Source organism: Klebsiella sp. HMSC25G12 (assembly GCF_001807705.1).
Taxonomy (GTDB): Bacteria; Pseudomonadota; Gammaproteobacteria; order Enterobacterales; family Enterobacteriaceae; genus Klebsiella; species Klebsiella variicola.
This window is the reverse complement of record NZ_KV789913.1, coordinates 1-13,195: the sequence shown is the minus strand read 5'-3', so window position 1 is coordinate 13,195 and position 13,195 is coordinate 1. Positions and strand designations below refer to the sequence as shown.

General features: G+C 57.5%; 12 protein-coding genes and 1 pseudogene. 6 read left to right on the top strand and 7 right to left on the bottom strand.

Annotated elements, in window-relative coordinates:
- From HMPREF3096_RS31590 to HMPREF3096_RS22370, 3 genes and pseudogenes are all read right to left on the bottom strand, one after another.
- Positions 1 to 122: 4Fe-4S binding protein (locus tag HMPREF3096_RS31590; protein ID WP_020315665.1), on the bottom strand; the 122-nt coding region annotated here is incomplete at its 3' end.
- Positions 123 to 132: 10 nt separating this feature from the next.
- Positions 133 to 2,568, bottom strand: a pseudogene (ynfE, locus tag HMPREF3096_RS22375) (selenate/tellurate reductase subunit YnfE).
- 150 nt (positions 2,569 to 2,718) lie between these two features.
- The gene (locus tag HMPREF3096_RS22370) at positions 2,719 to 2,988 is read right to left on the bottom strand and encodes a DUF1161 domain-containing protein (protein ID WP_008805014.1); all 270 of its coding nucleotides are present in this window, start codon (positions 2,986 to 2,988) and stop codon (positions 2,719 to 2,721) included.
- A gap of 101 nt (positions 2,989 to 3,089) precedes the next feature.
- Between HMPREF3096_RS22370 and HMPREF3096_RS22365 the strand changes: the two genes are divergently transcribed.
- Positions 3,090 to 3,800 carry a YnfC family lipoprotein gene (locus HMPREF3096_RS22365; protein WP_008805013.1) on the top strand — a complete coding sequence of 237 codons (711 nt, stop codon included), beginning with the start codon at positions 3,090 to 3,092 and terminating at the stop codon, positions 3,798 to 3,800.
- Here the strand turns inward: HMPREF3096_RS22365 and speG are convergent.
- Both speG and HMPREF3096_RS22355 read right to left on the bottom strand, forming a co-directional pair.
- Entirely contained in the window at positions 3,794 to 4,354 is a 561-nt protein-coding gene (gene speG, locus HMPREF3096_RS22360; RefSeq protein WP_032730281.1) for a spermidine N1-acetyltransferase, read from the bottom strand. The two genes, HMPREF3096_RS22365 and speG, sit on opposite strands and share 7 nt — an antisense overlap.
- A gap of 78 nt (positions 4,355 to 4,432) precedes the next feature.
- A complete protein-coding gene (locus HMPREF3096_RS22355) occupies positions 4,433 to 4,774 on the bottom strand; it encodes a DUF1283 family protein (RefSeq protein WP_004206035.1) in 342 nt (113 codons plus the stop codon).
- 108 nt (positions 4,775 to 4,882) lie between these two features.
- On the opposite strand from HMPREF3096_RS22355, the gene HMPREF3096_RS22350 reads away from it, so the two are divergent.
- From HMPREF3096_RS22350 to HMPREF3096_RS22335, 4 genes are all read left to right on the top strand, one after another.
- On the top strand, positions 4,883 to 5,245 hold the full coding sequence (locus tag HMPREF3096_RS22350) for a YnfA family protein (protein ID WP_162493261.1): 363 nt from the start codon (positions 4,883 to 4,885) through the stop codon (positions 5,243 to 5,245).
- 114 nt (positions 5,246 to 5,359) lie between these two features.
- The gene (locus HMPREF3096_RS22345; protein WP_023322553.1) at positions 5,360 to 6,643 is read left to right on the top strand and encodes an MFS transporter; all 1,284 of its coding nucleotides are present in this window, start codon (positions 5,360 to 5,362) and stop codon (positions 6,641 to 6,643) included.
- A gap of 286 nt (positions 6,644 to 6,929) precedes the next feature.
- Positions 6,930 to 8,393 carry a mannitol dehydrogenase family protein gene (locus tag HMPREF3096_RS22340; protein ID WP_008805008.1) on the top strand — a complete coding sequence of 488 codons (1,464 nt, stop codon included), beginning with the start codon at positions 6,930 to 6,932 and terminating at the stop codon, positions 8,391 to 8,393.
- Between the two features lie 264 nt (positions 8,394 to 8,657).
- The gene (locus HMPREF3096_RS22335) at positions 8,658 to 9,089 is read left to right on the top strand and encodes a universal stress protein (RefSeq protein WP_008805007.1); all 432 of its coding nucleotides are present in this window, start codon (positions 8,658 to 8,660) and stop codon (positions 9,087 to 9,089) included.
- A gap of 50 nt (positions 9,090 to 9,139) precedes the next feature.
- Here the strand turns inward: HMPREF3096_RS22335 and HMPREF3096_RS22330 are convergent, their stop codons facing one another.
- Complete coding sequence (locus HMPREF3096_RS22330; RefSeq protein ID WP_008805006.1) at positions 9,140 to 9,826, bottom strand: GntR family transcriptional regulator; 687 nt, start codon at positions 9,824 to 9,826, stop codon at positions 9,140 to 9,142.
- 91 nt (positions 9,827 to 9,917) lie between these two features.
- Positions 9,918 to 10,667, bottom strand: a complete 750-nt coding sequence (ydfG, locus tag HMPREF3096_RS22325; protein ID WP_032730283.1) for a bifunctional NADP-dependent 3-hydroxy acid dehydrogenase/3-hydroxypropionate dehydrogenase YdfG — start codon at positions 10,665 to 10,667, stop codon at positions 9,918 to 9,920.
- 130 nt (positions 10,668 to 10,797) lie between these two features.
- Between ydfG and dcp the strand changes: the two genes are divergently transcribed.
- The gene (gene dcp / locus HMPREF3096_RS22320) at positions 10,798 to 12,843 is read left to right on the top strand and encodes a peptidyl-dipeptidase Dcp (protein WP_032730285.1); all 2,046 of its coding nucleotides are present in this window, start codon (positions 10,798 to 10,800) and stop codon (positions 12,841 to 12,843) included.
- The last annotated feature ends 352 nt before the right edge of the window (positions 12,844 to 13,195 follow it).

Genomic DNA, 13,195 nt, shown 5'->3' with positions numbered 1-13,195 from the left:
TCATAGATGCGGCGGAAGCTGACCTCCGGGGTGAGATTCTTGTAGTCCTTACAGGCCAGTTCGCAGGTTTTACACCCGGTACAGCGAGCGGAATCGATAAAGAATCCATATTGCGTGCTCATGGTTTACTCCTTAAACCTTTTCGATGTCGACCAGGTTGGTATGCTGTGGATTCCCCTTCGCCAGCGGCGATGGGCGGTGGGTGGTCAGCGTATTCATGCAGGCGCCATGGTCGATCCGGTCTCCGGCCATATTCGCGTCGTGCCAGGCGCCCTGGCCCATCGCCGACACGCCCGGCATGATGCGTGGCGTCACTTTCGCCGGAAGACGGACTTCGCCGCGCTGATTAAAGACGCGCACCATATCGCCGTTTTTAATCCCGCGTTTTTCCGCGTCAAGCGGATTGAGCCACACCTCCTGGCGACAGGCCGCTTGTAATACATCGACGTTGCCGTAGCTGGAGTGGGTGCGCGCTTTATAGTGGAAACCAAACAGCTGCAGCGGATACTGACTGCGCAGCGGATCGTCCCAGCCTTCAAATGTGGAGGCGTAGACCGGCAGCGGGCTGATAACTTCGTCTTTCTCCAGCTGCCAGTGGGCGGCGATCTCGGCGAGACGGCTGGAGTAGATTTCAATTTTGCCGGACGGGGTTTTGAGCGGATGCGCTTCAGGATCGCGGCGGAAGTCGCGATAGGCGACGAAGTGGCCGTTCGGATCTTTACGCTTGTAGATGCCCATCTGTTTCAGGTCGTCGTAGCCAGGTAGCGCCGGGTCTTTCGCCACCATTTTGGCATACAGATGCTGCAGCCACTGCGCCTACGTGCGCCGCTCGGTAAAACGTTGATGCACGTCGTCGCCGAGCCGTTTCGCCACTTCACTTAAGATCCAGTAAATCGGTTTGCGTTCGAACTTCGCCGAGGTAGCAGGCTGGATAAAAATGAGATAGCCCATATTGCCGGCGTAGTCGTTGGGAATAATATCTTCCTGCTCAACGGTCATCAGATCGGGTAGCAGCAGGTCGGCGTATTTCGCCGACGAGGTCATAAAGTTGTCGATAACCACAATGGTCTCGCACTTGCTTTCGTCCTGCAGGATCTCGTGGGTCTTATTGATGTCGGAGTGCTGGTTGATGATGGTGTTGCCCGCGTAGTTCCACAGGAACTTGATCGGCACATCCAGCTTCTCTTTGCCGCGCACGCCGTCGCGGGTGGCGGTCATCTCCGGGCCTCGAGCGATGGCGTCGGTCCAGGTGAAGCAGGAGATGGCGGTCTTCACCGGATTTTCCAGCACCGGCAGACGTTCGATAGTGATGGTGTAGGTTGATTCGCGGGCGCCGCTGTTGCCGCCGTTGATGCCGACGTTGCCGGTTAAGATCGGCAGCATGGCGATCGCGCGGGCGGAGAGTTCGCCGTTGGCCTGGCGCTGCGGTCCCCAGCCCTGGCAAATATAAGCCGGTTTACTCATGCCGATTTCGCGCGCCAGCTTAATGATGCGATCGGCGGGGATGCCGGTAATACGCGAGGCCCACTGCGGTGTTTTGGCGACGCCGTCGTCACCCTCGCCAAGAATATACGCTTTGTAGTGGCCGTTTGCCGGCGCCCCGACCGGCAGCGTTTTCTCATCGTAGCCAACGCAGTATTTGTCGAGGAATGGCTGGTCGACAAGATCCTCGTTTATCAGCACCCAGGCGATACCGGCGACCAGCGCGGCGTCCGTGCCGGGACGAATAGGGATCCACTCATCTTCCCGACCGGCGGCGGTATCGGTGTAGCGCGGGTCGATAACGATCATCCGCGCGTTAGAGCGCTCGCGAGCCTGCTCCAGATACCAGGTAATGCCGCCGCCGCTCATCCGGGTTTCCGCCGGGTTATTGCCGAACATCACCACCAGCTTGCTGTTTTCAATATCCGAAGTACTGTTGCCGTCGTTGCTGCCGTAGGTATAGGGCATCGCGCAGGCAATCTGTGCGGTGCTGTAGGTACCGTACTGGTTAAGCGAGCCGCCGTAGCAGTTCATCAGCCGCGCTACCGGCGACGCTGAAGGCGACGAACGGGTGATGTTGCCGCCGACGATCCCCGAAGAGTAGTTAATGTACACGGCTTCATTGCCATACTGGGCAACGGTGCTTTTCAGACGGTCAGCGAGGATATCCAGCGCCTCCTGCCAGCTGATGCGTTCAAATTTGCCTTCCCCGCGCTTGCCGACGCGCTTCATGGGATAGTTAAGGCGATCCGGATGATTGATGCGCCGACGAATAGAGCGCCCGCGCAGGCAGGCGCGGACCTGGTGGTCGCCGTAGCGGTCGTCGCCGGTATTATCCGTTTCGACGTAAACCACTTCATCATCCCGCACGTGCAGCCGCAGGGCGCAGCGGCTACCGCAGTTGACCGAACAGGCGCCCCAGACAATGCGGGTGTTGTCGCCAGTAGCCTGTTGTACTGCTGCCGCGGCGCTGCGCAGTGTAAAGGGCAGGGTAAGCCCGCCGGCGGCCAGCGCCAGAGAGCTGAGGGCTGTGGATTTGAGTAGCGCGCGTCGGGAGACGCCGCCGGGGGATTCCTGATTCGACATTGCTCACTCCATGATAGTTATGCTGTGCGGAGAAGGGCCGCCACGTCATTAACAGACGCAGGGGTGAGCGATAATACGTTATGGGTAGCCAGCAGATCTTATCCCTGGTCAATGCAGGGATAAGATCTTTCATTTGAAACCGAAGTGGGCTTACTGAGCGTCGTTTTCGGCGGGACTGTCGCTGTTACGCGTATAGGTGATTTTGAAGGTGTCATTGGCGCAATGACCGACCACCTGAACCCCGGGCTGGTCTGCCTGATCGTTTGGCACAATGGCCAGGCTGAAGGCGGTTTCCGGTACGCCATTGTTGATGATCTTCTGCTGGATGTCGCTTTTGACCCGTTCACATGAGTCGGGGGCTGCCAGCACGGTCGTGGAGCACAGCAGTAGTGCGGCGCCTGTCCAGAGGGATAGTTTCATCTTACACTCCTTATCGATGTTATCCAGAATTAAGCATAGCAGAACTGGTGTAAACAATTGTATTTGCTAATATGATCTGGTGTACACAAAAGGAATCGCCTGTGAAAAGATTGTATTGGCTGATCCCGGCAGCGCTGCTGCTGACGGCGTGCGACCGCCAAAGCGCCCCGGAAGCCTTCACCCCGGAGATGGCGAGTTTTTCCAATGAGTTTGAGTTCGATCCGCTGCGCGGGCCGGTGAAAGATTTTAGCCAGACGCTATTGGATGAACACGATGTGGTGGTCAAGAAGGTGAGCGCTCAGCTGTCAAAAGAGGGATGTTTCGATCTGCTGACCCTGGAAGATGTGGAGAACAATACCGGCGCCACGCTGCTGCTGGATGCCAACTATTACGTCGATGGGCGCACCCACGAGAAGCGACTGCGCCTGCAGGGCAAGTGTCAGCTGGCAGAGATGCCCGCCACGGGGGTGAGCTGGGAGACGGATGATAACGGTTTTATTATTCGCGCCCGCGGCAAAGAGACCACCGCCACCTACCGCTATGACAGCGATGGCTATCCGCTGGGAAAAACCACCACCGCCAAAGAAGAGCAATTTACCGTCGCCTCCACGCCGTCGAAAGATCCGCGCAAGAAAATGGACTATACCGCCATCAGCACCTTCAACGAACGCACGCTGGGCACGGTACGCCAGACCTGCGACTACGATCGCCACGACAATCCGCTGAGCTGTGAGCTGCAGGTGATTGATGAAAGCGTGCAGCCGCCGCTGACACGCCATTACACCATCAAGAACCGCATTGATTATTACTGAGCCGTCGGCTTCAGCAGGGCCGGTCCTGGGGTTTTGTGTTCGGCCAGATACTGGTTCTGGAACAGACACATGCGAATGGTGTTGCGGTACTCGCCGTTAATGAAAAACTCATGGATGAGTTCACCCTCGACGATAAAGCCGAGCTTGCGGTAAATATGGATCGCTTTTTCATTCTCTTTATCGACAATCAAATACAGCTTATACAGATTAAGAACCGTAAAACCGTAGTCCATGGCCAGCCGCGCCGCGCGAGTGGCAAGGCCTTTTCCCTGGAAGTCCGGTGAGATAATGATCTGGAACTCGGCCCGCCGATGAACATGGTTGATTTCAACCAGCTCTACCAGCCCGGCTTTATCGCCATTGCATTCGATGACAAAGCGACGCTCGCTTTGATCGTGGATATGTTTGTCGTACAGATCGGAGAGCTCAACGAAGGCCTCGTATGGCTCTTCAAACCAGTAGCGCATGACGCTGGCGTTGTTATCGAGCTGGTGGACAAAGCGCAAATCTTCCCGTTCGAGGGGGCGGAGTTTGACGTGTAGCGCGTCGGTCATGGGTAATCCTGTGGTTAAAGCTGAACAGCGCGTTATGAAAGGCGGCGCCCGCAGGCGCCAGCGTTGACAGGAAGCGGATCAGGGATTGATTGCCCGGCCGGTGCGGCGGTCAAGGCAGCGCAGAGTGTTCGGCTCCCAGTAGGCATTGACGTTGGCGCTCTTCTGGCAGTTATCCTGCGCGTCGAAGGCGACATCGGTTTTGTCCCACTCTTTTTCCGCCCGCTTATTGACCTTCTGGCGCAGGCTGCGGGTGTCGTTCCATTGCTCTTTTTCCATCGACGCCTGCTGACGGCTTTGCGCGCTGTCGCCAGATTCAATCACCAGCCGGTCGGTGGCGGCGAAGGAGCTGGAGGTATAGACCACGGCGCTCAACGCCAGAATGGCGGTCAGGCACCAGCGTTTGTTCAGTGTCATGTTCATCACGGTTTCCTTTAAGTGATGGGTTAACCCTCAGGCTAAGTTTACTACAGCTCTTTTGCCGGGCATAGCCGACAAAACAGCGTGGGGCAGAAGCCATTATCGCGTAGAATGGTTCAACGCTTTGTCTCATTTACGAATCTTTTAATGCTCAAAACAACGCTCCTGTTCTTTGCCACCGCCCTGTGCGAAATCATCGGCTGCTATCTGCCGTGGCTATGGTTAAAGCGCGGGGCCACGCCGCTGCTGTTGATCCCCACCGGCCTGGCGCTGGCGCTGTTCGTCTGGCTCCTGACGCTCCATCCTGCCGCGAGCGGGCGGGTCTATGCCGCCTACGGTGGGGTGTACGTCTGTACCGCCTTACTCTGGCTGCGGGTCGTGGATGGCGTCAAGCTCAGCCATTACGACTGGGCCGGGGCGATCATCGCCCTGTGCGGCATGCTGATCATCGTGGCGGGCTGGGGGCGGGCCTGAGCTCGCCTTGTGTGATCGCTGCCACTTTTTTAAACCTTAATTCTTGTATGGTAGTCGACCTGTTGCCTTACTTATCAGACATTCTCTTTTGTTATGACTCTGTAAGGAACAACGATGGCTATCGAGACACTTGCCGCCCGGACGGGGGCGACGCCGCTGCGTATCCGTCGGGTGCAGAAGATCACCCTGACGCTGCTGTTTATCGCCGGTATCGTCAACTTTCTTGACCGCTCTTCGCTGAGCGTCGCCGGGGAGGCGATACGCGCCGACCTGGGACTCAGCGCCACCGAGTTTGGGGTGCTGCTCTCCGCCTTTTCGCTCTCCTACGGCTTCGCACAATTGCCGTCGGGAATATTGCTGGATCGCGTTGGACCGCGCATTGTGCTCGGCGCCGGACTGATTTTCTGGTCCGCAATGCAGGCCCTGACCGGGATGGTCAATTCGTTCTCGCATTTTATTCTGCTGCGCATTGGCCTCGGGATTGGTGAAGCGCCATTTATGCCCGCCGGTGTGAAATCAATCAATGACTGGTATGCGCAAAGAGAGCGCGGTACGGCGGTGGGGATATTTAACTCCTCGACGGTGCTGGGGCAGGCCATTGCGCCACCGGCTCTGGTTATTATGCAACTGGCCTGGGGCTGGCGAACGATGTTTGTGGTGATTGGCTTAGCCGGTATCGTGGTCGGTCTGTGCTGGTATGTGGGCTACCGAAATCGCCGGCACTTCACCCTTCAGGAAGAGGAGCAGCAGTATCTGGCCAGCGAGGAGGTGGCCCGCCCGGCGCTGAAATTTAGCGAATGGCTGGCTCTGTTTAAACGGCGCACCACCTGGGGGATGATTCTGGGCTTTTCCGGTGTGAACTATACCGGCTGGCTGTATATCGCCTGGTTGCCCGGCTATTTGCAGGCACAGCAGGGATTAAGCCTGGCCCGTACCGGCTGGGTGGCGGCGATCCCGTTCCTTGCGGCGGCGGTGGGGATGTGGGTCAATGGCCTGGTGGTCGATGCCCTGGCGCGCAGAGGTTACGATCTGGCGAAAACCCGGAAAACGGCGATCGTGATCGGTCTGGTGCTGTCGGCCCTGGGCACCCTGCTGGTGGTGCAATCCTCCACGCCGACCCAGGCGGTGGCTTTTATCTCCATGGCGCTGTTTTGCGTCCATTTTGCCGGGACGTCGGCCTGGGGGCTGGTGCAGGTATTGGTGGCAGAGCATAAAGTGGCTTCGGTGGCAGCGATCCAGAACTTTGGCAGCTTTGTGTTTGCCTCCTTTGCGCCGATCGTCACCGGGTGGGTGGTGGATACCACCCATTCTTTTAATCTGGCGCTGGTGATCGCCGCCGGCGTGACCTTCACCGGGGCGTTGTGCTACTTCTTTATCGTTAAAACCCGTATCGACTAACCGCCAGACCGGACTCCCGGTTAAATGACAGGCCCGCAGGGACGCGTGGCCGGTGTGTCATTCGTCGACTTCTTTTATTTCCTCGCGGCGACTGTTTCCCATTCCATCAGCGATGATTTTGTGACGGTTCACTCCCGGCAGCGAACCGATCATATCTTCTTGTATGGTAGTTGACAGAAATCAAAGATGTTATACCAATTGCGTGCGATGGTTGGGACACAAAGGCATTCTCCTCGAGAGTTCTCCCCGAGAATGGTTGATGAGACACATAACAACGAGAGTCATCATGGAAAACACCCTTTTAACCGCCAACGCCATGCTGCCAGGCTACGATCGCAGCGCGCTGATCCCCCGTATCGTGCACCTTGGTTTTGGCGCATTCCACCGCGCCCATCAGGCGGTATATGCCGATATTCTTGCCAGTGAACATGGCAGCGACTGGGGCTATACCGAAGTCAATCTCATCGGCGGCGAGCAGCAGATCGCCGACCTCCGCCAGCAGGATCGGCTGTACACTGTGGCCGAAATGTCCGCCGACGCCTGGACCGCACGCGTGGTTGGGGTGGTGAAGCAGGCGCTGCACGCCCAGGTTGATGGCCTCGAAGCGGTGCTGGCGGCGATGTGTGAGCCTCAGGTAGCCATTGTCTCCCTGACCATTACCGAGAAAGGTTATTGTCATTCGCCGGCCAGCGGCGAGCTGCAGCTCGATCACCCGCTGATCGTCGCCGATCTGCACAACCCGCACCAGCCAAAATCGGCGCCGGGCGTGGTGGTGGAGGCTCTGGCTCGCCGTCGGGCGGCAGGCTTGCCGGCTTTTACCGTGATGTCCTGCGACAACATGCCGGAAAACGGTCACGTGATGCGCAATGTCGTCTGCGCCTACGCCCGGGCGCTGGACGCGGAGCTGGCGGCCTGGATTGAACAGAACGTCACCTTCCCATCGACCATGGTGGACCGCATTGTCCCGGCCGTTACCGCGGAAACCCTCGATAAAATTGAGCAACTGACCGGCGTGCGCGACCCGGCCGGGGTGGCCTGCGAACCTTTCCGTCAGTGGGTGATTGAGGATAACTTTGTTGCCGGACGTCCGCAGTGGGAAAAAGCGGGAGCGGAACTGGTCGCCGATGTAGTGCCTTTTGAAGAGATGAAGCTGAGGATGCTCAACGGTAGCCACTCGTTCCTGGCGTACCTGGGCTATCTGGCCGGTTATCAGCACATCAACGACTGTATGCAGGATGACAACTACCGCCGCGCGGCGCTGGCGCTGATGCTGGACGAACAGGCGCCGACGCTGAAAGTGCAGGGGGTGGATCTTCCGCGCTATGCCAGTCTGCTAATTGACCGCTACTGCAATCCGGCGCTGAAGCACCGTACCTGGCAGATAGCCATGGACGGCAGCCAGAAGTTGCCGCAGCGCATGCTGGACTCCGTACGCTGGCATCTGGCGCACCAGCAAGATTTCACGCTGCTGGCGCTCGGTGTGGCGGGCTGGATGCGCTATGTCGGCGGCGTTGACGATGCCGGCCAGGCGATTGAGATTTGCGATCCGCTGTTGCCGGTTATCCAACAGGCGGTGGCGGCCAGCGCCGAGGGTGAAGCGCGGGTGAAAGCGCTGCTGGGTATTGAGGCGATCTTCGGCCTGGCGTTGCCGCAGGAGCCCCGTTTCGTCTCGGCGGTGACCCGCGCCTATCTGGCGCTGCAGCGGCTGGGGGCCAAAGCCACTGTCGCCGCGTGGGCTGCCGAGCAATAATCCGCTTCCGGTGTCGGCCTCGTCGTCGACACCGGCTATTTTGTTATCTCTGCCACCTTCCGCTGATATTTCTTTTTTGCTGTCGATCGGTTTTAGCGCGCTGAAAAGATGATCGCACGCAATGTCTATACATAACTATATATTTCCCTGATTTACTAAAGATAATTAGCTGTTATTTTTCCGAATAATGGCTGGTAATTTACTGCCATAATGGCATAGTTAAGTCATTGAAAAAGAACTTTCTCTGGAAAAGGAGTACGGGCCATGTATAAAAAAATTTTATTGCCTGTTGATGTCTTTGAAATGGATTTAAGCGATAAAGCTGTGCGTCACGCGGAATTCCTAGCCACTGCAGAAAACGGTGAAATCACATTGCTCAACGTTCTGCCGAACAGCAGTCGTTCACTATTACGCGGCTTTACGGCGGATATTCGTAAATTTGAAGCCTATATGAAAGAAGAGTCGGAGAAAAAGATGCGCGAGGTGGCGCGACTGTTCGACATTCCGATGTCGCGGATCCATACCAGGGTGGTCTTTGGTAACGTGCGCGACGAAATTCTGGCTATCAGTAATAACGAAGAGTTCGATGTGATAGTGGTTGGATCCCGCAAACCGGGCATCTCCACACATCTGCTGGGCTCCAACGCCGAGTCGATTCTGCGCTACGCCAAAACGCCGGTGCTGGTCGTCCGTTAATCCCCTCATGACGACGGCTGCGTCAGCCACGCTGGGCAGCCGTCTGACCATTAATCTTCGCTAAACCAGTCGCGGTTCTCCTGGCGGATCAGTAACACGGACTCGCTGATTTCATGCAGATGGACATTCATTGCCTGCTCTACTGCCTCCGCGTCGCGTTTTTCCAGCGCGGTGAAAATCTCATGGTGCTGACGCAGGAGCATCTCCGGCGAGGTGATATGGTCCAGGCTCATGTAGCGCACGCGGTCGATGGCGGCTTTAATATTTTCCACCGTATCCCACGCCAACTGACAATCGGCAATGATCGACAGCTTCTGGTGAAACTCATCATCAAGCAGGAAAAAGTCGTTTGATTGTTGTCTGTCGACGGCAATACGCTGCTGATGGAGATTCTGCTCCAGCTGATAAACCTGCTCATCGTTAATCATGCCGGCGGCGCGGCGGACCACCGCGCACTCAATCGCCTGGCGGACAAAGCAACCATTGCGCACCTGCGACAAGGAAATTTTATTGACGTAGCTGCCGCGCTGGGGACGTATCTGGATAAGCCCATTTTCCGCCAGCTTGATGAAGGCCTCGCGCACCGGCTGACGCGACACATCGAAACGCACGGAGACTTCTTTCTCGGACAGCGGTGTGCCAGGCGGGATCAGGCAGTGAACGATATCCCGGCGGAGGATGCGATAAATTTGCTGATTGACAGGTTGCGTCGGGTTCAGTTGCGATTCTGCGGCCATTGATGATTACTTTTTAAGGGATTATGCGCACTATTTTACGCGTTTTTTGCGGTTCCGCCCATACCCGGCCCGCAGGCCGGGTGGCTGACGGTTAGCCCTGGCGGTGAACGCTGAGTCCGGCAAAACTCTGGCTCACCGGCATCATCTCCAGGGTGTTGATGTTGACGTGCTTCGGCAGGGTGGCCACCCACCAGACCGCCTCGGTCACATCTTCCGGCGTCAGGGCTTCGGTGTTCTCATAAGTTTTCCCGGCCTTGGCGTCATCACCTTTAAAGCGGACGTTGGAAAACTCGGTGCCACCCACCAGACCCGGCTCGATGTCGGTGACGCGCACGGCGGTGCCGTGCAGGTCGGTGCGTAGATTCAGACTGAACTGACGGACGAAGGCTTTGGTCGCCCCATAGACGTTGCCCCCGGCATAAGGCCAGCTACCTGCCGTGGAGCCGATGTTAATGATATGCCCGCGATTGCGCTCCACCATACCCGGCAGGACCGCGCGGGTCATGTACACCAGCCCTTTATTATTGGTGTCGATCATATCTTCCCAGTCTTCAACGCTGGCGCGGTGCGCCGGCTCCAGACCCAGCGCCAGACCGGCGTTATTCACCAGGACGTCAATCGCCTGCCACTCGGCGGGCAGATCGGCAATCAGCGTCTCAATGGCGGCGCGGTTGCGGACGTCAAGCTGGGCGATATAAAGGTTGTCACCGAGGTCGTATTTCAGCGTCTTCAGGCGCTCTTCACGACGTCCGGTGGCAATCACTTTATGGCCGTTAGCGACGAAACGGCGAGTAATACTTTCACCAAAACCGGCGGTGGCACCGGTAACCATGATAATCATCTTACTGTTCCTCAACGCTTTTTGTGTTTTCATACCATAGCACGCACAGACGGCGACCGGTAACGGAAATCATTGCGACCCCTTAAGGAGAAGCCTAATCTTACAGGATTAGCCTGTGCAGGAGAGAAAGATGTCTGAACAAAATCCCTTTTTTAGCGTCAGTTTGCTGCCTTACCAGGCACCCCCGTTTGATCTCATCCAGGACTACCACTATCGCCCGGCGTTTGATGAGGGTGTCCGGCAGCAGCGCGCGGAGATCCGCGCGATAATCGACAACCCGGAGCCGGCGAATTTTGCCAACACTCTTGAGGCCCTTGAACAGAGCGGACAGCTGCTGGCGCGAGTGACGCGGGTCTTTTTCGCCATGGCTGGCGCCCACACCAACCCGTTCATTCAGTCTCTGGATGAAGAATTTTCCGCTGAGCTCGCCGAGCTGGGGAATGACATCTGGCTTAACGAGGCCTTATTTCAGCGAGTGAACAGCGTCTATGAGCAGCGTGACGCGCTGGCGTTAGACAGCGAATCTCATCGTCTCCTGACCCTCACCTGGCAACGTTTTGTCCATGCCGGGGCGACGCTGGCGCCAGCGCAGAAGGCGGTGCTACGCACGCTGAACACCGAAGCGGCGACCCTGCAAAGTCAGTTCCAGCAGCGGTTGCTGGGGGCGGCCAAAAACGGTGGACTGGTGGTTGATTACCGACATCAACTGGATGGCCTGGCGGATGAGGAGATAGCGGCGGCCGCCGACGCGGCGCGGGAAAAAGGGCTCAGTGACCGCTGGCTGCTGACGCTGACCAATACCACCCAGCAGCCGCCGCTGCTCTCTTTGCGCGACCGACAGACGCGGGAGAATCTCTTTGCCGCCGGCTGGACGCGCAATCAGCAGGGTGATGAGCATGATACACGTCGCCTGGTGCTGCGACTGGCGGCGATCCGCGCGCAGCAGGCGGAACTGCTGGGCGCGGCCGATTACGCCAGCTGGGCGCTGACCGATCAAATGGCCGCCTCTCCGGCGGAGGCATTAACTTTTATGCGCCGGATCGCGCCGGCTGCGCGGGCGCGGGCGGAACGAGAGCTGGCTGACATCCAGCAGGTGATTGATAACGAGGGCGGGGCGTTTCGCGCCGCAGCATGGGACTGGCTCTATTACAGCGAACAGGTGCGGCGAGCTGCCTTTGCCATTGATGATGCGCAGCTTAAACCCTATTTTGCTCTCGAGCGCGTGCTGCAGGATGGCGTCTTCTGGACGGCCACGCAGCTCTTTGGCCTCCGCTTTGTCGAGCGCTTCGATATCCCCGTCTATCACCCGGATGTTCGGGTCTGGGAGATCTTCGATCACAACGGAGAAGGGATGGCGCTGTTTTACGGTGACTACTACGCACGCGACTCAAAAAGCGGCGGCGCCTGGATGGATGTGTTTGTCGAACAGTCTACCCTGCGGGAGCAGCGACCGGTTATCTACAATGTCTGCAACTACGCCCGGCCGCAGGCAGGGCAGAGCGCGCTGTTGTCGTGGGATGAGGTGATCACTCTGTTCCATGAGTTTGGCCATACCCTGCATGGGCTGTTCGCCAGCCAGCGTTACGCCAGTCTCTCCGGAACCAATACCCCGCGCGATTTTGTCGAATTTCCTTCGCAGATTTTCGAACACTGGGCCAGCCAGCCGCAGGTGTTTGCCCACTACGCGAAGCACTACCAGTCCGGGGAGCCGATGCCGGAGGCGCTACGCGACAATATGTTGCGTGCGGCAACCTTCAATAAAGGGTACGACATGAGCGAGCTGTTGGCTGCTGCGTTACTCGATATGCGCTGGCATAGCCTGTCGACCTCGGCAATACCGGAGGACGTGGATGGGTTTGAGCAGAAGATATTGCAGGAAGAACACCTGGATCTGGCGGCCGTTCCGCCGCGCTATCGCAGCAGCTATTTCTCCCATATCTTTGGCGGCGGCTATGCGGCAGGCTATTACGCCTATCTGTGGACCCAGATGCTGGCCGACGACGGCTATCAGTGGTTCGTGGAGCACGGCGGTTTGACCCGTGAGAACGGTCAGCGCTTCCGGGAAGCGATTCTGTCGCGCGGCAATAGCACTGATTTAGCTGAACTTTATCGCCAGTGGCGCGGGCACGATCCACAGATTGAGCCGATGCTGGAAAACCGTGGGCTGAGTGCGTAGGGCCATTTCGGGCTGACACGATAACCGGGCGCGATGCCCGGTTATTTCGATTTTTTCTTTCCCAAAACCGCAGCAAAATTCCTCGCCAACATGAATCCTTCAATGCTGAAAAATTGCAGGGTGATAGAGCTCCATTTCTCACGTCACGACATCTTCCACGTTCATCGAGTCGAACCGCGATCGTTGTGATATTGCGCTGTCATCTTATCTGATGCCCGCCAGAAGGGGGTCCAGCACCAGGTGAGGCAGAGTAGATGGCTAAAGAAAACCCCACATCATGCTCGCACTGCGGCGGCGAGATTCAGCGAATAGCAGACATCCATAGACAGGATCTTAAGAGATAAGTCTTTAT

What these genes read in the sequence shown, in the direction of transcription:
- HMPREF3096_RS22370 (WP_008805014.1), bottom strand. Translation starts at nt 2,988, where the DNA reads ATGAAACTATCCCTCTGGACAGGCGCCGCACTACTGCTGTGCTCCACG.
- speG (WP_032730281.1), bottom strand. Translation starts at nt 4,354, where the DNA reads ATGACCGACGCGCTACACGTCAAACTCCGCCCCCTCGAACGGGAAGAT.
- HMPREF3096_RS22355 (WP_004206035.1), bottom strand. Translation starts at nt 4,774, where the DNA reads ATGAACATGACACTGAACAAACGCTGGTGCCTGACCGCCATTCTGGCG.
- HMPREF3096_RS22350 (WP_162493261.1), top strand. Translation starts at nt 4,883, where the DNA reads ATGGTTCAACGCTTTGTCTCATTTACGAATCTTTTAATGCTCAAAACA.
- HMPREF3096_RS22345 (WP_023322553.1), top strand. Translation starts at nt 5,360, where the DNA reads ATGGCTATCGAGACACTTGCCGCCCGGACGGGGGCGACGCCGCTGCGT.
- HMPREF3096_RS22340 (WP_008805008.1), top strand. Translation starts at nt 6,930, where the DNA reads ATGGAAAACACCCTTTTAACCGCCAACGCCATGCTGCCAGGCTACGAT.
- HMPREF3096_RS22335 (WP_008805007.1), top strand. Translation starts at nt 8,658, where the DNA reads ATGTATAAAAAAATTTTATTGCCTGTTGATGTCTTTGAAATGGATTTA.
- HMPREF3096_RS22330 (WP_008805006.1), bottom strand. Translation starts at nt 9,826, where the DNA reads ATGGCCGCAGAATCGCAACTGAACCCGACGCAACCTGTCAATCAGCAA.
- ydfG (WP_032730283.1), bottom strand. Translation starts at nt 10,667, where the DNA reads ATGATTATCATGGTTACCGGTGCCACCGCCGGTTTTGGTGAAAGTATT.
- dcp (WP_032730285.1), top strand. Translation starts at nt 10,798, where the DNA reads ATGTCTGAACAAAATCCCTTTTTTAGCGTCAGTTTGCTGCCTTACCAG.